Source organism: Mariniflexile sp., assembly GCF_041583155.1.
In the GTDB taxonomy this organism is placed as follows: Bacteria; Bacteroidota; Bacteroidia; order Flavobacteriales; family Flavobacteriaceae; genus Mariniflexile.
This window is the reverse complement of the sequence record NZ_JBFHGK010000002.1, coordinates 81,667-104,066: the sequence shown is the minus strand read 5'-3', so window position 1 is coordinate 104,066 and position 22,400 is coordinate 81,667. Positions and strand designations below refer to the sequence as shown.

Below are 22,400 nucleotides of genomic sequence, written 5' to 3'. Positions count from 1 at the left end.
AAAAAAAATAGCATTATGAATAAATTTGAAAGCATATTAAACCAAGACAAGCCTGTTTTAATAGATTTTTTTGCTGAATGGTGCGGACCCTGTAAAATGATGTCGCCTATTTTAAAAGATTTAAAAGACACATTAGGCGATTCGGTTTCTATTATTAAAATAGATGTAGATAAAAACCAAGCTATTGCTAGTAAATACCAAGTACGAGGCGTTCCAACCCTTATGATTTTTAAAAATGGCAAGCAACTTTGGAGACAATCGGGTGTTATTCAAAAAAATGAATTAGTTAGCATTTTACAATCCTTCAAATAATGGATTTATCTCGTAATTACTGGGAGGATAAATACAAAACAAATGATATTGGTTGGGATATAGGCCATATAGCCACTCCCCTGAAATTTTATTTTGATCAGTTAACAAACAAAAATCTAAAAATATTAATACCTGGAGGAGGAAACTCATATGAAGCTGAATATTTATATAATAACGGTTTTAAAAATGTATATGTCGTTGATGTTTCAAAAACCGCATTAAATAATTTAAAACAAAGGGTAAATTCATTTCCTGAAAATCAGCTAATTTGTGAAGACTTTTTCAAATTAGATATGGGTTTCGATATTATTATTGAACAAACGTTTTTTTGTGCAATTCATCCAGAACACAGACCTAAGTATGCCAAAAAGACTAGTCAATTATTAAATGAAGGTGGTAAGTTAGTTGGTCTTTTATTCAACATACCTTTAAATGATTCACACCCACCATTTGGCGGCAATAAATCTGAATATTTTCAGTATTTCAATCCGTATTTCAGTTTAGAAATCTTTGAAACTTGTTACAATTCGATTGAAAAAAGAAACGAAAATGAGCTTTTCATAAAGTTTGTAAAATTATAATCCTATTCAAATATTTTATCTAGTATCCACAATAAAGCATGATATTTTTCACTTAAAAAAAAGTCATTAAATCTTACTCTAGCGTGTATAAAAACCGATGCTACAACTTCATTTTACTTAATAAATGTGAATTATGACAGTTCTTTGGCAAACAGGCATTTTTTATGATAAAAGTTACCTAAGGTTAACATATAGCTTCGTATTTTTGAGGGCATAAAAAACAGATATGGAAGATATGTTATTTTACGATAGAATGCAATTTGCATTTACTATCACTTTTCACTACTTATTTCCACAGTTAACCATGGGACTTTCTTTAATGATTGTCTATTTTAAGTGGAAATTCCTCCGAACGAAAATCGATAAATTTAATGATGCCGCTAAATTCTGGATGAAGATTTTTGCACTTAACTTTGCAATGGGTGTTGTTACAGGCATTCCAATGGAATTTCAGTTTGGAACCAACTGGGCAAAATTTTCGGAATTAACCGGCGGTATTATTGGACAAACCCTGGCCATGGAAGGCATGTTTTCCTTCTTTTTAGAATCCTCCTTTTTAGGCCTCTTTTTATTTGGAGAAAAACTACTCGGACAAAAACTGCACTTCTTAACTGGTTTTCTTGTGTTTTTAGGCTCTTGGGCTAGTGGCTATTTAATTATTGCCACACATTCTTGGATGCAATATCCTGTGGGGTATGAAATACTAGAAAATGGAAAATTTGTTCTCACTAACTTTGGTGCACTATTCTCAAACCCTTGGTTATTACCTTCTTTTTTACATAATCAAATGGGTTCTGTAATTACCTCTGCGTTTGTTGTGGCGGGGGTTGGAGCCTTCTATATATTAAATGATAAACACAGTGAGTTTGGAAAATTATTTTTAAAAACCGGTGTTATATTTGGATTAGTATCAAGCATTTTAGTGGCATTTCCTACGGGCGATTTGGCTGCTAAAAATGTTGTAAAGTATCAACCTGTAAGCTTTGCAGCAATGGAAGGTATTTTTGAAACTGAAGAAGGCGGATCGGAAATAATTTTAATTGGTCAGCCTGACACGGAAAAAAAGAAATTAGACAATAAAATTGCAGTTCCAAACGTATTGAGTTTTCTAACCTATCAAAGTTGGGATGCTGAAATAAAAGGTTTGAACGAATTTGATGAAAGTGTTCATCCAACCAATATTCCTGGTTTGTATTACGCCTATCATATCATGGTTGGTTTAGGTACAATTTTCATTGGCTTAATGTTATTAGCAGCGGTACAATTATTCAGAAAGAAATTATACACTACTAAATGGATTTTATGGGCTATTATGTTCATGCTACCATTTCCCTACATTGCAAACACTATGGGCTGGTATACAGCAGAATTAGGAAGACAGCCCTGGTTAGTATATAACCTTTTACGAACTTCTGAAGGTATTTCGCCAACTGTTTCTTCCGGAAATACCTTATTTACTTTACTTGGATTTATTGGCCTTTACATTTTATTAGGACTCCTGTTTTTAATATTGGCAGGAAAAGCGATAAACCAAGGACCTGAAACTACAAAACTTAACTAATTATGGAATTATTCTGGTATATCGTTTTAATGACAATGCTAACCATTTATGTCATTTTAGATGGTTACGATTTTGGTGCAGGCATCATTCATTTGTTTTTTGCAAAAACAGAAAAAGATAAAAAAGCAATCACCAATGCAATCGGCCCATTTTGGGATGCGAATGAAGTATGGTTAATAGCATCAGGAGGCGTGTTATTTTTTGCTTTTCCAACACTTTACGCATCGTCGTTTAGTGGTTTTTATTTGCCTTTAATCATGATTCTTTGGCTACTTATTTTTAGAGCAATTGGCTTAGAGTTAAGAGGCCAAATACACAATAAAATGTGGGAAGTTATTTGGGATAAAGCTTTCGGTATTTCAAGTTTATTATTAGCTTTATTTTTTGGTATCGCTCTAGGAAACGTAGTGAGAGGTGTTAATTTAGGAATGGTTACAAATGGTGTTTCTGCCCACGAACCACATTATTTCTTCCTACCGCTTTGGAATGCTTCTTTTAGCCCACATGCCGAACATTTAGGTATTATTGATTGGTTTACCTTGCTACTTGGTGTCATTGGCGTTGTAGCCTTAACTATTCATGGGGCCAACTGGATTATATTTAAAACTAATTCCGACTTAAATGAAAAACTAAAAAAAGTGGTTTTCAACCTTAATATACTATTATCGGTATTAGTAATTATTTCACTTTTCATATGGCATGTTATAGAGCCTAAACCTTTTCATAATTTTATAGACAATCCTTGGTTATGGATTTTCCCTATCATTACATTTACGGGTTTATTTGGTTTGTTTAAAGTAAAAACATTTAAAAAACATGGAGTAGGTTTCTTATTTTCATCACTATTTTTATTTGGGGGCTTAACTTCCACCGTAGCATCCATTTTCCCGAAAGTCCTTCCTTCAACCAATAGTATAAATCCAGATTTAACCTTATATAATGTAGCTGCACATGAATACGGATTGTCTGTAGGTGTTTATTGGTTTGTAATTGCAGCACTATTAGTGGGGGTTTATATGTTTGTTCAATATCGCGTTTTTAGTGGAAAAATGGATGATGTTGGTTACGGCGAACATTAATCGGTGAATTTAAGAAATGACAGGAACGTTAATTTCACTTATTAGTATTTTCATAGGTATCATTGCAGCAAATCTATTTGGCTCTTTTAGAAAAAAATTTAGTTTTGGTTTTACAGGTAATACCTTAATTGGTGTTTTTGGAAGTATCTTATTTATTAAAATATTTGGGCGTTTAGGGTTCGATCCTTGGTCTATTATGAATAATGGAAATTTTAATGGATTTCTATTACTAATTAACTTATGTGTATCAGCTTTAGGAGGCTTCTTAACTCTAATTTTCGCTAAAATTGTTTATAAAAAAATGAATAAATAATTAAAAAAATAATCAAACAAATAGGGTTTGATTATTTTTTGTAAATTTGTTAACCAATTGGTTAAACCATATAGTTGAAATGAATAAAATAAAAGACGATACTACAGAATCTCAAATATTAGAAGCAGCCAAAAGCATATTTCAATCTAAAGGTATGGATGGGGCACGCATGCAAGAAATAGCAGATAAAGCAGGGATTAACAAAGCAATGCTGCATTATTATTACAGAAGTAAACAAATGTTGTTTGAAGCGGTATTTAATAATGCTTTTTCGCTATTAGCACCGCAATTAAATGCCATTTTAAATGATGATTCTTCCATTGAAGAAAAGATTAAAAACTTTACTTCAAACTATATTTCCTTTATAATAAAACACCCCTATTTGCCAAATTTTGTAATTCAAGAGCTTAATAGAAATCCTGAATTCATTATAAAACTGAAAGTTAGTAAAGACTTCCCTAATCTTGATAAATTTAAGAAACAAGTGGAAGAAGAAATTAAAACTGGTGTAATAAAACCAATAAAGGCTGAACAATTATTTATAAACATAATGGCTCTTAATATTTTTCCATTTGTAGCAAAACCATTAATTAAAGCCTTTATAAATGCAGAAGATGCCACTTACAATCAACTAATGGAAAATCGGAAAACAGAGGTATCTAACTTTATTATAAATTCTATAAAGAATTAATGAGATGAAACGCAGCTTACTTTTTCTTATATCCATATTCGCCATACCGAGCCTTGCTCAACAAAGTATCACTTTACAACAGTGTTACCAACTGGCAAACGAAAATTATCCATTATCAAAACAAACCCAATTACTTAAAAATCAAAATGAATTGGATAAAGAAATTATTTCCAAAGCAAAATTACCACAGCTTAGTTTTGATGCACAGGCTACATATCAATCTGATGTTATTGAGTTTCCTCTTGTTATGTCTGGAATAGAGCCTTTAAATAAAGATCAATATCGCGCCACGCTTTCTGTTAATCAACTTATTTATAATGCAGGTGCCACAGATGTTACATTAAATCTGAAAACAACTCAAAATAAAACAAAACAAAAACAAATTGAAGTCATTTTATACCAACTAAAACAAAAAATAAATCAGCTTTACTTCTCTGTTTTATTAGCTCAGGAAACTGAATTATTATTAAAGGCAAAACAAGCACAGTTACAAGCCAAGTTAAACGAAATAAAATCGGCTATTAAGTATGGGGTAGTACTACCATCTTCTGATAAAATTTTAGAAGCAGAATTACTAAAAATTAAGCAACAATTTGCAGAAATTGAAAACAATAGAGTATCATTAGTTTCAACTCTTTCAAGTATAATAGGTGAACCCTTAAATGCTTCTACCCTATTCGAAACTACTTTAATTACCTGTTCTTATAAACCAGTATTAAACCGACCTGAACTTGAACTTTTTCAACTCAAAAAAGAAGAAATTGAAACAAACGAAGTTTTACTTACAAAACTAAATGCGCCCAAATTACTCGGATTTGTCAATGGAGGTTATGGAAACCCAGGTTTAAATATATTAGACAATTCCTTCCAAACCTTTTATACAGTTGGATTTAAATTGAATTGGAATGTATTTGATTGGAATTCTAACAAGAAACAACGTGAATCTTTAGCCATAAACAAGGCTATTATTGATACTGAAGCAGAAACTTTCAAACTGAATACCCAAGCTGAACTAAAAGAACAACAAACTGAAATCGATAAAATTGAAGCCTTAATAAATTCAGATTTAGAGATTATAAATCTCAGGAAAGAAGTACTAAAATCGGCAAGTTCGCAACTTAAAAATGGTGTTATCACATCATCTGCTTATATCACAGAATTAACCAATTTATATGAAGATGAAAACATAATGATAAGACATAAAATACAATTGCAACTCGCTAAAGCAAACTACAACACCATAAAAGGACTTTAATTTATTACAAATGAAAATACATTATACGTTTATAGTATTAACCTTCCTTATTGCCAGTTTTTATTCCTGCGGAAATGGAAAGGATAAGGCAGATGGCTATGGAAATTTTGAAGCAACAGAAATAACGATTTCAGCCGAAAATAATGGAAAATTATTGCAATTTGATATAGAAGAAGGTTATAAACTTGAAAAAGGCCAATTCATAGGATATATCGACACCATTCCGTTATCATTACAACGTGAACAATTAGAGATTTCTAAAACGGTTATTAACGCAAAATCTAAAGGTGTTTTGTCTCAAATCGAGGTTTTAAATGCCCAATTAAAAACTGCCAATACCAATAAAAATCGTACTCAAAATTTGATAAAAGATAATGCAGGAACCCAAAAACAACTTGATGACATTCAGGGCGAAATAGAGGTAATTAAAAACCAAATTCGCAGCATAGAGATTCAAAATGCACCGGTAGTAAATGAACTAAAAAATATTGATGTTCAACTAAAACAAATTGCAGACCAAATTGAAAAATCCAAACTTGTAAATCCAGTAAATGGAACTGTTTTAGTAAAATATGCCGAACCCAATGAAATTACTTCTTTTGGAAAACCTCTTTATAAAATTGCAGATTTAAACACCATGCAACTGCGAGTTTACATTAGTGAAACCCAATTGGCAACCATTAAAATTGGACAAAACGTTACCGTAAAAATTGATTCAGCAAACACTTTGAAATCCTTTAAAGGCACCATTAGTTGGGTTGCTTCGGAAGCAGAATTTACCCCAAAAATTATTCAAACAAAAGAAGAACGCGTTGCCTTGGTGTATGCCATAAAAGTGGATGTAAAAAATGATGGCAGCCTAAAAATTGGCATGCCTGGTGAAATGTGGATAGAAAATAATTAAAAATATATAATCATGGAAAAACATATTTATAATGTTAATATTAGCTGGACGCAAGACCGTAAAGGAATGATGTGTTCACCAGAATTAAATAATTCAGAAAACAATCAATCCAACTGTATTGAGGTTGCAACACCACCAGAATTTGATAAAGGCATTCCAAACATTTGGTCGCCAGAACACTTATTTACCGCCGCAGTAAGTAGTTGTTTAATGACTACTTTTTTAGCAATTGCCGAATATTCAAAATTGGAGTTCATCAGTTTTAAATGTGGTTCAAAAGGTATACTTGAGAAAGTGGATGGGAAATTCGCAATTACGGAGGTGTTTTTATATCCTGAAGTTATAATTAATGACGAGTCCAAACGTGATCGAGCTGAACGTATTTTAGAAAAATCAGAGAAAGCATGTTTAATTTCAAATTCAATTACTTCCAAAGTAACCATGGAACCCAAAATAATTGTTCAAAATTAATTATACGTGAGTATCTCTGTAAAGAATGTTAGTAAATCCTACAAAAAAGTAAAGGCCTTACAAGACATTTCGTTTGAAGTTAAACCGAATGAACTTTTTGGCCTTATTGGTCCAGATGGTGCTGGAAAAACAACTTTATTCAGGATTTTAACCACACTTTTATTTCCAAATGAAGGTACAGCCACTGTTTCTGGTTTTGATGTGATTACAGACTATAAAAAAATCCGGAAGAGTGTTGGCTATATGCCTGGAAAATTTTCATTGTATCAGGATTTAACGGTTGAAGAAAACCTAAACTTTTTTGCTACTATATTTGGAACAAGCATTGAAGAGAATTACGATTTAATAAAAGATATTTATATTCAAATGGAACCTTTTAAAAATCGTCGTGCAGGAAAACTATCTGGTGGGATGAAGCAAAAACTGGCTTTATGTTGTGCCTTAATCCATAAACCAAAAGTGTTGTTTTTAGATGAACCAACCACTGGTGTTGATCCTGTTTCTAGAAAAGAATTTTGGGACATGCTAAAACGCTTACAACAAAAAAATATAACGATTTTAGTATCCACACCCTATATGGACGAAGCTGCTTTATGTGATAGAATTGCGCTAATTCAAGATGGAAAAATTTTAGAAATTGACACACCAGAAGCTATCGTAAAACATTTTCCAAAACAAATTTATAATGTACGTGCCAACAATATGTATCAACTCATTACTTGTTTAAATGAATACCAACACAACCATAGCGTATTTCCTTTTGGTGAATTTGTGCATTATACAGATAGTAGAAAAGATTTTAATCCGAATGAATTAAAGCTGTATTTAGAATCGAAAAAATTGTCAGATATAGAAATTGAAAAAACCAAAGCAACCATTGAAGATACCTTTATGGAATTAGCAAAATAGATATCCATTCAAAAATGTTACACTGAGCGCAGTGGGAGTGCGTTTACAACTAAAAAGTCATTTCCCCAAGACAATTCAAAATAAAAAAATGAACAATAGCAAAGTCATACAGGTAACAGAATTAACCAAAATGTTTGGTGATTTTACTGCTGTAAACTCCATAACTTTTGAGGTTAAAAAAGGAGAAATCTTTGGCTTTTTAGGTGCCAATGGCGCTGGAAAAACTACAGCTATGAAAATGCTAATAGGAATTTCAAAACCAACTTCTGGAAAGGCAAATGTTGCAGGTTTTGATGTGTTTACACAAGCTGAAGACATCAAAAAGAATATTGGTTATATGAGTCAGAAATTTGCACTGTATGACGACTTAACCGTTAAAGAAAATATTACGTTTTTTGGTGGGATTTATGGATTATCAAGAAAAAGAATAAAAGAAAAATCGGAGACATTAATTAAAGAGCTAGGCCTAGAAAAAGTTACAAATACGTTAGTTGGTGCTTTACCCTTAGGTTGGAAACAGAAATTATCGTTTTCAGTATCATTAATACACGACCCAAAAATTGTGTTTTTAGATGAACCTACTGGAGGTGTTGACCCCATTACCAGACGCCAATTCTGGGAAATGATTTACAAAGCTGCCCATCAAGGAACAACCATTTTCGTAACCACTCATTATATGGATGAAGCCGAATACTGCGACCGAGTTTCCATCATGGTGAACGGTAAAATTGAAGCTTTAAACACACCGAAAATACTAAAAGAGCAATTTAAAGTTGATAATATGAATGATGTGTTTTTAAAATTAGCAAGAGGATGAATCGATTTATAGGCTTCGTAAAAAAAGAATTCTATCATATTTTCAGAGATAGACGTTCGCTATTTATTCTCTTCGGAATGCCTATTGCTCAAATTATGTTATTTGGTTTCGCCATTACCAATGAAATTAATAATGTTGATATTGCTATTTTAGACCATTCTAAAGATGCTGTAACCCAAGAAATCATAAATAAAATTTCAGCATCAAAATATTTCAGCATTAAACAATTAATAACACGAGAAGCTGATATTGCTCCAATATTTCAAAAAGGACACGTAAAAGCTGTTTTAAACTTTGAAAAAGATTTCAGTCAAAAATTAATAAAAGCGCACGGAGCTAACGTTCAAATTATTACAGATGCCACGGACCCCAATACTGCGAATACAATCAGTAATTACGTAAATGCGATTCTGCAACAATACCAAAAGGAGGTTAACAAAGAAATAGTCAATTCCTATCAAATAGTTCCACAAACCCGCATGGTTTATAATCCAGAATTAAAAAGTGTGTATATGTTTGTTCCAGGTGTTATGACTATTATTTTGATGCTGGTTTCTGCCATGATGACCTCAATTTCCATCACCAGAGAAAAAGAATTAGGTACTATGGAAATACTTTTAGTATCCCCATTAAAACCAATTCTAGTGATTGTTGGCAAGGTATTTCCATACATTTTTTTATCCATAATCAATGCCATAATTATTGTGGTACTTAGTATTTTCATATTTAAAATGCCCGTTCAAGGCAGCTTAATTTTATTAGGGATGGAAAGTGTTTTGTTCATAATAACAGCATTGGCCTTAGGTATTTTAATCTCAACTATTTCTGCAACGCAACAAACAGCCATGATGATTTCTTTAATGGGTTTAATGTTGCCTGTAATACTTTTATCAGGATTTATTTTTCCTATTACCAGCATGCCATTGCCACTTCAAATAATTAGTAATATTATACCCGCCAAATGGTTTATTATCATCATTAAAGGTATTATGCTTAAAGGTGTCGGACTACAATATATCTGGAAAGAAACCTTAATTTTAATAGCAATGACCATATTTTTCATAGCATTAAGTGTGAAGAAATATAAAATTAGATTGGAGTAATGAAAACAGTTTTATACATCATACAAAAAGAGTTTAAGCAAATCTTTAGAAATAAAGGCATGCTTCCTATCATTTTTGTGTTACCACTACTCCAACTCATTATCTTATCAAATGCTGCTACTTTTGAAATTAAAAACATCAAATTTGGCTATATTGATAACGACCATACTTCAACATCCAGAGCCTTAATTAAAAAATTCAATGCCTCTACTTATTTTAATGTTTTAACCGATTTTCCTTCAGAAGAACTAGCAAGTTCAGCCATGTTAAATGGCAACGTAGATGTTATTTTGGAAATTCCACAATATTTTGAACGCAATCTACAAAAAGAAAAACACAACCATTTAGGTGTTACCATTAATGCGATTGATGGTGCCGCTGCGGGTGTTGAAAACGTGTATGTTACACAAATTATTCAAAGTTTTAATAAAAATTTGAGGGTCCAATTATTGCAACCATCGGACTCACAAATACAAGTAGCAAGCATTAAAACCATCCCCTTATTTTGGTATAACGAAACCTTAAACTACAAAACCTATATGGTGCCGGGAATTTTGGTTTTGTTAGTAACCATGATTACACTTTTTCTTTCAGGAATGAACATTGTACGCGAAAAAGAAATAGGAACTTTAGAGCAAATTAATGTTACACCAATTAAAAAAAGTCAGTTTATCATTGGCAAACTATTTCCATTTTGGGTAATAGGTATGGGATTATTAACGGTTGGGTTAACAATTGCAAAACTAATTTTTAATGTACCAATGATTGGTAGTTTACCACTAATGTATTTTTACACATCCATTTATATATTAGTTGTTTTGGGCATAGGTTTATTCATTTCAAACTTTACGGAAACACAACAACAGGCGATGTTTATCGCCTGGTTTTTTACAGTAATTTTTATTTTAATGAGTGGTTTGTTCACACCCATTGAAAGTATGCCAAAATGGGCACAAGCCATTACAGAATTCAACCCCATTAAATACTTTGTACAGGTAATGCGAATGGTCATGCTAAAAGGGTCTGGTTTTATGGATATTTTACCGCAGCTTTTAAAAACATTGCTTTACGCACTCATCATGAATAGTTTAGCCGTTTGGAGTTATAAAAAAACCAATTAATTTAATAAAACTAATAAGCTGTTTTAAAAAGACCAACCAATCTTTCAACTAATTCCCTTTTATACGGAGCCATAATTCCGAAAGCAACTTTTTTCCATCCCTTGAATCTTTAGAAACTTCCACAAAATGGACCTTATCTGAATTATATTCCTCTATTTTATATTGAAAAACAAAACTTTCAGATTTTGGTTCTAAACTTAAAAGACCGAATCTTAAATCATTAAAATAGAGCTGCTCATCTTGTTTCGAAATAGTGTACCATCCTTCAGAAATACTTATCATTCTTTCTACACTTTCATTTTTAACAAGATTTCCTAAGAGTTCATGATTTTTTGGATAGGATTCAAAAGTAACCGGCTTAGTATCAAAAAAAGAATAATACCCAATCAAATAGGTGTCATCTGTTTCTACATTAGCACTCCAAAGTATGGTATTCAATGGAGAGGGTCGTGTATCTAACTTTAAATAGCTAATATTCTGAATCTCCAATGCCGATTGAAATTCAACGTATGCCAACCTTTTTAAGAAAAAAGTTACCAATAAATACGAAGTACTTATTACTAGCCCCATGGTATTATAAAAACGACGTTTTCCGGATGTGTGCTTTTGCCACATGGCTAGTACCAAAAACACCAAAAAAGGTAATGTATAAATAGGATCTATAACAAAAATAGTTTTAAAGGCTAGTCTTAAATCCAATGGCCAAAATAATTGGGTTCCCCAGGTGGTATGTGCATCCAAAATAGGATGTGTAACAAAAGACCAAAAAAATAGCCACGACCAACCTTTAAAATCTTTATAGCCTTCATAACGAGAAACCAGCCAACCCAATAGAGGCGCAAAAACTGCCGAAAACACTATGGAATGGGTAAACCCACGGTGTATGGAAAGTGCTGTAACAGTATCTGTAAAATGAGAAGCAAACACATCTAGGTCTGGAATAGTACCCGCAATTGCCCCATAAAGCATCGCTTTATTTCCAACCTTTCTTCCTAAAACAACTTCTCCTACAGCTGCTCCTAGTACAATTTGAGTTAATGAGTCCATATAATCGGTAAAGATAATACATGCCTTTCAAACAGAACGATATTCTTTTTCTACATAATCCAATAACTACTTTCTAATAAATAAGGAGGATTACATGGATAATTTATAACAAAAACACCATACTAGGCTTAGCAATTTAATCCATTTAAAAATAAACATTAATAAATGGAAATTCCAAAACGCTTTTTAGTATTAAATCATAAAAAATTAATTAAAAATATAGCGATTCCCTGACAAAAGTCATTGTTTAAAATTATGTGTTTTACTACTTTTTTAGATAATTTTTAACAATGAAAAAACCTGTTTTAAACTTCGTAATTAACACTATTATGGCCTTAACAATGGCAGGGATAATAGGAATAGGATTTTTAATAGAATTTACTTTAATTTCTGGGCAAAAGCGTAAACTTCTATTTGGTGAAAATGTAGAGCTCTACTTTATGGGGATGAATAGGCACGAATGGGGAAGCATACATCTCATCCTTGGGTACATCATAATAGGATTACTATTTGTTCACATTTTTTTGCATTGGAATATTGTAAAAAGTGTATATAAAAAGATAATACACCGACCGTTACTTAATAAACTGATAGGCTTCTTCTTCGCCTTCATCTGTTTAGTTTTAATACTACTACCATTATTTATTAAGCCTGAAATTAAAACTACTAAAAATGGGAGCCATGAAAAATTTAAAATTGAACACTTAAAAAAATAAAGTACTTCTTAATCAATTTTCTAAATATAAGCCGTCAGTAACATAAGTTACTTTCTAGAGTTTATCTCTAACCTACATTTGCAATATCAAAATTATTACAATGAATAAAAATTTATATACACTAAGTTTTGTGTTTTTAAGCTTTGTATCCTTATTTCAGGGGCAAGAACTTGTTCCAATAACAAAAACTGAGGTTTTGAACAAAGTTTCAGAAGCAAACCAAACACTTAAAATCTCGGAGGAAGAATTTAAACAAGCACGAGCGGACTACCGACAAACAAATGCTGTTTTTTTACCAAACATAAGCGCAAGTCATACCGCCATGGCTACTACCAATCCTTTAATGGCGTTTGGTTCTAAATTAAATCAAGAAATTTTAACAGCAAACGATTTCAATCCTGCATTGTTAAACGACCCTTCACAAATTGAAAACTATGCCACAAAATTAGAAATTCAACAACCATTAATCAATCTCGATGGTATGTTTCAGCGAAAAGCGGCTAAATCCAAAATGGAAGCTATGCTTTTAAAAACAGAACGTACAAAAGATTATTTAGCCTTTGAAGTTGAAAAGGCGTATATGCAATTACAACTTGCCTATAAAGCTGTAGCTGTGTTAGAAAAAGCCTTAGAAGCAGCAAATGAAAATAAAAAGTTAGCAGACAATAGTTTTAACCAAGGGTACCTGCAACGCTCCGATGTATTACAAGTCGAGGTACGTGTTACCGAAGTTCAAAACCAATTACAAACAGCTAAAAGCAATGTTCAAAATGCTTCCAACTACTTATCATTTTTAATGAATGACGATACTTATGTAGTATATACCCCTTCGGATGAGTTACATATTTCAACATTCGCTTTGGAAAATAAAACCGTATCTGAAAATCGTTCAGATATAAAAGCAATGCAGCTTGCTTCCCAGGCCTATGAAGCTATGAATAAAGCTGATAAAATGGCTTTTTTACCAAGATTGAATGCTTTTGGAAGCTACGAACTGTACGACGATGAAATTTTTCAAGGAGATGCGAATGGTTATCTATTTGGAGCCCAATTAAGTTGGGATATTTTTCAGGGTTCCAAACGCTTAGGAAAAACACAAAAAAGCAGATCTGAATTTGAAAAATCTAAATTGGAATACAACCAATATATTTCACAAAGTAATTTAGAATTCAACAAAGCAAAACGTGCATTTTTAGATGCTGAGAATAAATTAAAACTTACTAGTTTGGCATTAAAACAATCGGAAGAATCTTTAAGGATCCGAACCAACAGATTCAAAGAAGGGTTAGAAAAAACATCCGATCTATTGATGGCTGAAACACAATTCGCACAAAAACAACTGGAATACTATCAAACCATTTTTGAATACAATTACTCACAGGCATATTTACAATTTTTAACTAAAGAATAACCGCACCACTGCGCTCGAGAAGACGAAACCTTGTTAGTTCGAGTGCCGTGGCGTTCTAAATAAATACAAACCAAATGATGAAAAACTTATATACAATCGTAGCATTCTCAACAGCTCTTTTATTTTCAAGTTGTGGAAGCGACAATAAAAAAGCAGTTGCAGATAATTCACCAGCCATTCCTGTAAAAGTTAGTGAAGTTCATACAAACGGAACCAGCCCATTTTTAAGTGTAAGCGGAAAAATTCAGGCAACAAATAGTGCCGATTTAAGCACTAGAATGATGGGATACGTAAACAAAGTACATGTTAAAGTTGGCGATAAAGTAAACAAAGGCCAATTGTTAATTTCAATTAATAATACCGATTTACAAGCAAAACGAGCACAAGTAAATGCTGGTATTACCGAGGCTATGGCTGCTTTTAATAATGCCCAAAAAGATTATAACCGTTATAAAAATTTGTTTGCAGGCAACAGCGCTTCACAAAAAGAAATGGATGATATAACGGCCAATTTTGAAATGGCAAAAGCACGTTTAGAGTCGGCAAACCAAATGAAAAATGAAATCAACGCTCAATTTGCTTATAGTAATATCACTGCACCTTTTAGCGGTACCATTACTAGTAAAACAGTAGAAGTTGGTGATATGGCAAATCCAGGAGTGCCATTAATAAGCGTAGAAACACCGGGAAACTTTGAAGTAATGGCCATGGTACCAGAAACTGAAATTTCGCAAATTACTAAAGATACTTCTGTTAATGTTTTGGTGAAATCCATCAACCAAACTATTAAAGGAACAGTAACAGAAGTTAGTAGCTCGGCTAAAAACACGGGCGGACAGTATTTAGTGAAAATAGCCTTAGAAAAGACCGACGCTAAAATTCTTTCTGGAATGTTTACAACCGTTCAGTTTCCTGTGGAAAGAAAAACTAAAACAGAGCTAGTTTTAATTCCAAGTGAAGCAATTGTTACAAACGGCCAACTAACAGGTGTTTATACAGTTAGCCAAAGCAAAACTGCAATATTACGTTGGTTGCGTTTAGGTAGAACCTTTGGAGATCAAATAGAAGTATTATCTGGTTTAAATGCGGATGAAGCGTATATAGTTTCTGCTGAAGGGAAACTTTATAACGGTGCTAAAATAGCTATTAAATAACTAAAAAGCTGCGTTAAGGATAAAAGTGAAAATCCTTTTTTTGCTGCCATATATGGCAAAAAAAGATTGCAACGAATAGCCTGTTAAAACGCCCAAAACAAAATAATATTAAATAGAGATTTCCACTACGGTGGAAATGAAAAAAATTTAATGCAATGAAAGAAGGAATCGCAGGAAAAATTGCAAAAGTCTTTATACAGTCGAAGCTTACAGTGCTGTTAATGATCGTGTTTATGGTTATTGGTGTGTATAGCTCATTTTTAATTCCGCGTGAGGAAGAACCACAAATTGATGTGCCTATGGCCGATATTTTTGTAGGTTATCCTGGAGCAAGCCCAACAGAAGTTGAGTCGCGTGTACTTAAACCTTTGGAGCAATTAATTTCGAACATTAACGGTGTGGAATATGTGTATTCTACAGCAATGAAGGAACAAGGGATGGTGATTGTACAGTTTTATGTGGGTGAAGATATTGAACGCTCTTTTGTGAAGCTTTATAATGAAATAAACAAACACATGGACCAAATGCCAGAAGGCGTTACATTCCCATTGGTAAAAACACGTGCTATTGATGATGTTCCTATGTTGGGATTAACATTGTGGAGTGAAAACTACGACGATTATCAATTAAGCCAAATGGCACAGGAACTGGAATCGGAAATTAAAAAGGTGAATGATGTAGCTATTACTCATAAAATAGGTGGTAGAAACCGTCAATTACGAGTAGTTTTGGATAAAGACAAACTTGCCGCTAGTGGTTTGGATTTCTTGACCGTTTCGGAGATGATTAAAGCTAATAACTCCCAATTAAACTCAGGAAGTTTTGATAAAAGTGATACTGAATTCCTAGTGAATACAGGAACGTTTTTAGAATCGGCCAGCGACGTTGAAAATTTAGTAGTTGGTGTACAACAAAACCAACCTATTTATTTAAAGCAAGTAGCTAGCGTAATTGATGGTCCTGAAGTTCCTAAAAATTATGTGAGTTTAGGTTTTGGAAAAGGTAGTGAAAAAGCATCAGATTATAAATCTGAATATCCTGCAGTGACTATTTCGGTAGCAAAACGCAAAGGAGCTGATGCGATGAAAATTTCGGAAGTTATTATTGATAAAGTACAGCATTTACGTAAAAACTTAATTCCAGACGATGTACATGTAGAAATAACCAGAAACTATGGTGAAACCGCTTCACACAAAGTGTCTGAGCTTTTATGGCACCTTATCGGCTCTATTTTCGCTGTAACCTTGGTAGTTATGTTAGCAATGGGCTGGCGTGGTGGTTTGGTAGTATTTTTATCGGTTCCAATTACGTTTGCATTAACCTTATTAAGTTATTACATGCTTGATTACACTTTAAACCGAATTACACTTTTCGCGTTAGTGTTTGTTACAGGTATCGTGGTAGACGATTCTATTATTATTGCAGAAAATATGCATAGGCACTTTAAAATGAAACGTTTACCTTTTAAACAGGCAGCCTTATATGCTATTAATGAAGTTGGAAACCCAACTATTTTAGCAACCTTTACCGTTATTGCATCGGTATTACCTATGGCATTTGTTTCTGGTTTAATGGGTCCATATATGGCACCAATGCCTATTGGAGCATCTATTGCGATGATATTATCGTTATTTGTTGCTTTAACTATTACGCCTTATTTAGGTTATATTTTCTTAAGAGAGAAGGATAAAAAAGCAGCTGCTGATGAAGCTGAAAAACCAATTGAAAGCACTTACATTTATAAAATTTACAACAAATTTGAAACACCTTTATTAGAAAACAAAAATAAACGTTGGTTGTTTTTAGGTGGCACATTTGCCATTCTTTTAGGAACTATGATGTTGTTTTTTACGAAATCGGTTGCTGTAAAAATGCTTCCTTTCGATAACAAAAATGAGTTCCAAGTGGTTATTGATATGCCAGAAGGTACCACTTTAGAACGTACTGGTGTCGTTGCTCAAGAAATTTCTCAATATTTAGCAAGCCGACCAGAAGTGGTTAATTATCAAAACTACATAGGAACCTCTGCTCCAATCACGTTTAATGGTTTAGTACGTCATTACGATTTACGTGGAGGTAGCAATATGGCCGACATTCAAGTAAACCTAATTGACAAAGGAGCGCGTTCTGCACAAAGCCATGACATCGCTAAATTACTACGCCCGGACATTCAAAGAATTGCTAAAAAATACAATGCAAATGTAAAGTTGGTAGAAGTTCCGCCAGGACCACCTGTACTATCTACAATTGTTGCTGAAGTTTACGGACCTGATTATGAAGAGCAAATGAAAATTGCAAACAGTGTTCAAAACATCTTAAAAAACACGGATGATGTGGTAGACATCGATTGGATGGTTGAAAACAACCAAACAGAATATCAGTTTAACATTAATAAAGAAAAAGCAATGTTATATGGTGTTGCGCCTCAACAAATTGCGTACACCATGAATATGGCTTTGTCTAACAGACCAATTACTAATTTATATGATGAAGATGCTTCAAATCAAATTGGTTTAATATTGGCTTTAGATGAAAAAGAAAAATCAACTATCACAGATATTTCTCAATTAAAAATAAAGTCGAAACAAGGAAATATGGTACCTATTGCCGATTTGGTGGAAATTGAAGAAGTAACAAGTGCCAAAAGTATTTACCGTAAAAACCAAAAACGTGTAGTTTATGTTTTAGCTGATATGGCTGGCGATTTAGAAAGTCCTGCTTATGCCATTCTTGGTATGGAAGAAAAACTAAAAGAAATACCATTACCAGCCGGTTATGAAATTAATGAAATGTATCTAGGACAGCCAGATTTTGAAGATGATTATACCGTAAAATGGGATGGTGAATGGCAAATTACATTGGAAGTATTTAGAGATTTAGGCATTGCCTTTTTGGGGGCTATCATATTGATTTACATATTGATTGTAGGTTGGTTCCAAAATTTTAAAGCACCTGTGGTGATGATGGTTGCTATTCCTTTATCCTTAATTGGAATTATATTAGGACACTGGATTATGGATGCCTTCTTTACAGCAACATCTTTTATTGGAATGATTGCTTTAGCCGGAATTATGGTTAGAAACTCGGTATTACTTATCGATTTTATAAACTTAAGAACGGCAGAAGGAATACCATTAAAACAGGCTTGTATTGAAGCGGGAGCCGTTAGAACAACTCCTATTCTATTAACCGCCGGTACCGTGGTTATAGGAGCCTTCGTTATTTTATTTGATCCTATTTTCCAAGGATTAGCCATCTCTCTTATGGGAGGAACTATTGTTTCTACAGTATTAACACTATTGGTAGTGCCATTGGTTTACTATATGATTGAAAAAAAGAATTACAAATAACATGTCTGGGGTGTGCAGTGGAAACCTTTTAGTAATATAAATTAAAATCAATTTTTTAAAGCATTCGTGCCAAAAAAAAATATAGCGTATGAAACTAGTAATTGTAACCGTAGTAGAACAGTTCCAAAAGGATGTTTTGAAACTATTCAAAAAAGCAAACATTGAAAACTTTAGCAGTTCCGAAATTGATGGCTATAAAAATGGATCTTCCCTTTTTATGGCTTCTAACTGGTTTTCAGCAGAAAAAGGAGTTAATGAATCCAGTATGTTTTACTCTTTTACCGAAGATAAAAACATTGAAGTTTTGTTCAATTTAATAACAGAATTCAATTCAAATTTAGAAACAAACAATCCAATAAAAGCAGTTGTTGTTCCTATTTTAAAATTTATATAAACTTAAAAAATTAATCAAAATGTTAAATACATATTTTAGAGTTATAGTTGGCACCATGGTATTATTAAGTGTTATTCTAACAGTTTACGTTAGTCAAAATTGGTTATGGTTTACCGTATTTATTGGTGTTAATTTAATACAGTCTGCCTTCACCAAATGGTGTTTATTAGAAACTATTTTACAAAAATTAGGTGTTAAAAAGGAAAGTGCAAATTGCTCGGTAAAATAACAATTTCTTTTTATCAAACAAATCATAAACCCCTGATTACAATTGAAATAAAACGGAATACCCGTTGCTATTTTTCTTAAATTTCAATTTTATTGAAAGACAATTAAAAAGATAAAAGCTTAGAACATATGCTTTTATCTTTTTAATTATTTAATCGAAGTTATTGCAAAACTCTACTAGTACCTTAAAATGGTGTTCCATAGCTTCAATTGCTAATTTTGAATCTTGCATTTTTATTGCTTCAAAAATGGCTTCGTGGTTTTTAATTTCAGATTTAACATGGTCTTCATCGCAAATCTTAGTTTCATCTAAAACTCGTAGTATTTTTGGAGTAATTCGCAACATCATTTCATTTATAGTGCCATTTCTACTTGCTTTGGCTATTGCCAAATGAAAAAGTAAATCTTCTTGTGTCGCTTCCTCTCCTTTTAAAAGTTTTAATTTAAAATTTGTGAGTGCTTGCTCTATATTTTCTAAATCTTTATCGCTACGTCTCTTCGATGCCAAAATAGCAGTTTTTATCTCAAGCATTATTCTGGTTTCAACCAATGACTTAAAATTTTGGTGATCTAAAGTTATCATATCATCTAAAATACCAATCATAGCTGTCTGACCTATATCTGCAATAAAAGTTCCTGTATGGGCAATCGATTTTAATAAACCGTAGAATTCAAGCTTTTCAATAGCCTCGCTAATATTTCTTCTGCTTACACCAAACTTTTCAGATAATATCCTTTCTGATGGCAATTTATCTCCAGGTTCCAGATTTTTATATTTAATTAAATCTCTGATTTTAGAAATTATTACATTTTGGATCTCGTTATTTTCTGCGTTGTTGAACTTATCTAATTCCATTTTAAAATTTAAATCATCTGAAATAATATACAAATTGATATAATAATTTAAAGCAATTTTTTTAGTTGGCAATAGTAATAATTAAACTACAATTATTACCTCCCTCGTCAAATATAATTATTTTTTTTTTAGATGTTTATGTTGATAATTAGTCTATTCTTTTATCTAATATGGAATTCTGTAAGTAAAAGATCTAGATTTTATAATATTCTGTGATTATATATTATTTTTATTTCAAGTACTTACTACTGAATATTTAATACGTTCAAGATTTAATTTAGTGTACTTAGAAAAATGAAATATTTTAAGTAATTCTTCAAGTAACATCATTCCAAAGGCCCAAAATACTGACACCTCGAAATATAGAATTAACAGAGCACATAAGGGAAGGGCTATCATCCACTGAGCAACAAAATTAACTATTAAGGCACGCTGGCTATCACCAAGCGCACGTAAGATATTAGCAGACACAGAATTATAACCTCTAAAAATTGGAAGGATAATGTAAATTGGTGCTATTATGTATAAGGCCGTTTGGGTTTCAGGTTCAATTGTTGGATAGATTAGTAGTATATTTTGGCTAAGAATTAAAAAAAGTAATGCAATCACGATAGTTAATGCAATAGTTGCCTGCCTACAAGCGGTAATAAATATTTTAAGGTGTTCGGTGTCTTTCTCACCTATAGCCTGGCTAATATTAATCGCTGAAGCATGAGCCCAAGCAGCAACGAATTGTGTACCAATTCGGAACCAAGGAAAAATTAAGGTAATTGCAACGAACGAAGATAAATCGAGCTGTGCAAATAAAAGTTGATAAACAGAGGCCCCGATAAAGAGAACAAAAAAATTGGCAGCAATGGGCAGAATTTCTTCCAACTGAGGTTTAATCTCTGTCCAAAAAAGTCTTTCTTTAGGGTATGTTAAATCCAAGTTCTTATCTGTTTTCATTATTACATACAGAAAAACAGTTCTTAGAAATATAGCGGCTAAACTTCCCCAAGCGGCGCCAACAACACCAAGTCCATTGAATTCACCATATCCATTTATTAACAAATAACTAAGAATTGCATTGGCAGGTATTTCAATGGCGTAGGCCATTAATGGTAATTTGGTTATGCCGCAACCATTGTAAAAGGAAATACAAATTTGGGTGTATGCCGTAATAAGAATAATATACTTTGTGATGTCAAGATAAGATTCTACCAATTTTATTAGTTCTGCATCGTTGGTAAGGATTGCAACCAAATCGGAACCAAAAAATATTATCATAAAAAACAATAATAGTGATGCAGAAACATTTATGAATAAACCAACCCAAAAGGCCATTACCAGATTATCCTTGTTTCTTGAACCATAAGCTCTACCCACAATCAATTGAACGCCATTGCATATTGCAGTTTCTATTCCCAAAGATGCCGCTACTATTGTTGCTGCTATACCCATGGCAGCAACAGACACTTCTCCTAATGGAGCCACCAGAAGCGTATCAATCATTAACATAGATTGAATCAACAAAGCATTCAAAGCCATTGGCCATGCCAATGACAAGTTTTTCTGTAAGTAGGGTTTAGAGTTTTTCAAAATAACCTTACGATAATAATGATGAGAACTATAGTATACCTAATTAAATAGGCAGTTATTTAGTTACCAATATTTTAAGCCAGCACTAATGGTTATCATTGTAAAATCACATCGCTCGGGATAAAAATCCCACTGCCCTTCCCATTTTTTGTTATTTGAAGTAAGGGTTATTCGAACCTGTTGTTCCGAGTCAATATCTACTTTAGATTTAGAGGGATCGGCTCCAGCATTCATGGGATGAAAGTAATTTCCATCCTGTTTATGAATTGCATTCGGGAATCCTCGGTATTCCCCTTTATGCGCTGAGCCAACTTCATTATGAAAACCTATCCAATCAATACCATCCTTATCAATCATACTCGATAAACCTCCACCTTCCTTTTCCAAATAATAGATTGCTGTAGGGGTCGTAATTATGTATGCAAGTCCTCTGCCAGCAGACTCATCTATACCATGTGTGAGATTAACTGTCTGCCCTGTACAAAAGTCAAGAAACAACAAAAACGTGAAGCATGTTATTAATTTTTTCAAATCCATAATGACATT

At 32.7% G+C, this 22,400-nt stretch carries 23 protein-coding genes; 19 read left to right on the top strand and 4 right to left on the bottom strand.

Annotated elements, in window-relative coordinates; genetic code table 11:
• Positions 1-15: 15 nt before the first annotated feature.
• The 13 genes from trxA to ABYI63_RS01270 all read left to right on the top strand — a co-directional run bounded on the left by trxA (position 16) and on the right by ABYI63_RS01270 (position 11,117).
• Entirely contained in the window at positions 16-312 is a 297-nt protein-coding gene (trxA, locus tag ABYI63_RS01330) for a thioredoxin (RefSeq protein ID WP_372752615.1), read from the top strand.
• The gene (locus tag ABYI63_RS01325; RefSeq protein ID WP_372752613.1) at positions 312-893 is read left to right on the top strand and encodes a methyltransferase domain-containing protein; all 582 of its coding nucleotides are present in this window, start codon (positions 312-314) and stop codon (positions 891-893) included. The genes trxA and ABYI63_RS01325 overlap by 1 nt, the downstream gene beginning before the upstream one ends.
• A gap of 226 nt (positions 894-1,119) precedes the next feature.
• Entirely contained in the window at positions 1,120-2,454 is a 1,335-nt protein-coding gene (locus ABYI63_RS01320) for a cytochrome ubiquinol oxidase subunit I (protein WP_372752611.1), read from the top strand.
• A 2-nt stretch (positions 2,455-2,456) separates the two neighbouring features.
• Positions 2,457-3,533, top strand: coding sequence for a cytochrome d ubiquinol oxidase subunit II (gene cydB / locus ABYI63_RS01315; protein ID WP_372752609.1), 1,077 nt, complete (start codon positions 2,457-2,459; stop codon positions 3,531-3,533).
• A 16-nt stretch (positions 3,534-3,549) separates the two neighbouring features.
• The gene (locus tag ABYI63_RS01310; RefSeq protein ID WP_372752607.1) at positions 3,550-3,846 is read left to right on the top strand and encodes a hypothetical protein; all 297 of its coding nucleotides are present in this window, start codon (positions 3,550-3,552) and stop codon (positions 3,844-3,846) included.
• Positions 3,847-3,925: 79 nt separating this feature from the next.
• Positions 3,926-4,537 (top strand): TetR/AcrR family transcriptional regulator, encoded by a 612-nt coding sequence (locus ABYI63_RS01305; protein ID WP_372752605.1) that lies wholly within the window; start codon positions 3,926-3,928, stop codon positions 4,535-4,537.
• Positions 4,538-4,541: 4 nt separating this feature from the next.
• Positions 4,542-5,792: a TolC family protein gene (locus ABYI63_RS01300; protein WP_372752603.1), complete on the top strand. Its 1,251-nt coding sequence runs from the start codon at positions 4,542-4,544 to the stop codon at positions 5,790-5,792.
• A gap of 10 nt (positions 5,793-5,802) precedes the next feature.
• Complete coding sequence (locus ABYI63_RS01295; protein ID WP_372752601.1) at positions 5,803-6,696, top strand: HlyD family secretion protein; 894 nt, start codon at positions 5,803-5,805, stop codon at positions 6,694-6,696.
• Between the two features lie 12 nt (positions 6,697-6,708).
• A complete protein-coding gene (locus ABYI63_RS01290) occupies positions 6,709-7,167 on the top strand; it encodes an OsmC family protein (RefSeq protein WP_372752599.1) in 459 nt (152 codons plus the stop codon).
• A 6-nt stretch (positions 7,168-7,173) separates the two neighbouring features.
• Positions 7,174-8,076 (top strand): ABC transporter ATP-binding protein, encoded by a 903-nt coding sequence (locus ABYI63_RS01285; protein WP_372752597.1) that lies wholly within the window; start codon positions 7,174-7,176, stop codon positions 8,074-8,076.
• An 88-nt stretch (positions 8,077-8,164) separates the two neighbouring features.
• Positions 8,165-8,893, top strand: a complete 729-nt coding sequence (locus ABYI63_RS01280; RefSeq protein ID WP_372752595.1) for an ABC transporter ATP-binding protein — start codon at positions 8,165-8,167, stop codon at positions 8,891-8,893.
• Complete coding sequence (locus ABYI63_RS01275; RefSeq protein WP_372752593.1) at positions 8,890-9,996, top strand: ABC transporter permease; 1,107 nt, start codon at positions 8,890-8,892, stop codon at positions 9,994-9,996. Before ABYI63_RS01280 ends, ABYI63_RS01275 begins: the two co-directional genes overlap by 4 nt.
• Complete coding sequence (locus tag ABYI63_RS01270; RefSeq protein WP_372752591.1) at positions 9,996-11,117, top strand: ABC transporter permease; 1,122 nt, start codon at positions 9,996-9,998, stop codon at positions 11,115-11,117. The genes ABYI63_RS01275 and ABYI63_RS01270 overlap by 1 nt, the downstream gene beginning before the upstream one ends.
• A 48-nt stretch (positions 11,118-11,165) precedes the next feature.
• On the opposite strand, the gene ABYI63_RS01265 is transcribed toward ABYI63_RS01270, so the two are convergent.
• Positions 11,166-12,164 (bottom strand): metal-dependent hydrolase, encoded by a 999-nt coding sequence (locus ABYI63_RS01265; protein WP_372752589.1) that lies wholly within the window; start codon positions 12,162-12,164, stop codon positions 11,166-11,168.
• Positions 12,165-12,454: 290 nt separating this feature from the next.
• Between ABYI63_RS01265 and ABYI63_RS01260 the strand changes: the two genes are divergently transcribed.
• The 6 genes from ABYI63_RS01260 (at position 12,455) to ABYI63_RS01235 (ending at position 19,418) form a co-directional block, all read left to right on the top strand.
• Positions 12,455-12,880, top strand: a complete 426-nt coding sequence (locus tag ABYI63_RS01260; RefSeq protein WP_372752587.1) for a DUF4405 domain-containing protein — start codon at positions 12,455-12,457, stop codon at positions 12,878-12,880.
• A gap of 100 nt (positions 12,881-12,980) precedes the next feature.
• The gene (locus ABYI63_RS01255; RefSeq protein WP_372752585.1) at positions 12,981-14,291 is read left to right on the top strand and encodes a TolC family protein; all 1,311 of its coding nucleotides are present in this window, start codon (positions 12,981-12,983) and stop codon (positions 14,289-14,291) included.
• A 77-nt stretch (positions 14,292-14,368) separates the two neighbouring features.
• Positions 14,369-15,445, top strand: a complete 1,077-nt coding sequence (locus tag ABYI63_RS01250) for an efflux RND transporter periplasmic adaptor subunit (protein ID WP_372752707.1) — start codon at positions 14,369-14,371, stop codon at positions 15,443-15,445.
• Between the two features lie 155 nt (positions 15,446-15,600).
• A complete protein-coding gene (locus tag ABYI63_RS01245) occupies positions 15,601-18,795 on the top strand; it encodes an efflux RND transporter permease subunit (protein ID WP_372752583.1) in 3,195 nt (1,064 codons plus the stop codon).
• Positions 18,796-18,883: 88 nt separating this feature from the next.
• Positions 18,884-19,189, top strand: a complete 306-nt coding sequence (locus ABYI63_RS01240) for a hypothetical protein (protein WP_372752581.1) — start codon at positions 18,884-18,886, stop codon at positions 19,187-19,189.
• A 19-nt stretch (positions 19,190-19,208) separates the two neighbouring features.
• Positions 19,209-19,418 carry a DUF2892 domain-containing protein gene (locus ABYI63_RS01235; protein WP_372752579.1) on the top strand — a complete coding sequence of 70 codons (210 nt, stop codon included), beginning with the start codon at positions 19,209-19,211 and terminating at the stop codon, positions 19,416-19,418.
• A 150-nt stretch (positions 19,419-19,568) separates the two neighbouring features.
• On the opposite strand, the gene ABYI63_RS01230 is transcribed toward ABYI63_RS01235, so the two are convergent.
• From ABYI63_RS01230 to ABYI63_RS01220, 3 genes are all read right to left on the bottom strand, one after another.
• Positions 19,569-20,273 (bottom strand): FadR/GntR family transcriptional regulator, encoded by a 705-nt coding sequence (locus tag ABYI63_RS01230; RefSeq protein WP_372752577.1) that lies wholly within the window; start codon positions 20,271-20,273, stop codon positions 19,569-19,571.
• Positions 20,274-20,507: 234 nt separating this feature from the next.
• Positions 20,508-21,854, bottom strand: a complete 1,347-nt coding sequence (locus ABYI63_RS01225) for an MATE family efflux transporter (RefSeq protein ID WP_372752575.1) — start codon at positions 21,852-21,854, stop codon at positions 20,508-20,510.
• 63 nt (positions 21,855-21,917) lie between these two features.
• Positions 21,918-22,391 carry a hypothetical protein gene (locus ABYI63_RS01220; protein ID WP_372752573.1) on the bottom strand — a complete coding sequence of 158 codons (474 nt, stop codon included), beginning with the start codon at positions 22,389-22,391 and terminating at the stop codon, positions 21,918-21,920.
• Positions 22,392-22,400: the final 9 nt, after the last annotated feature.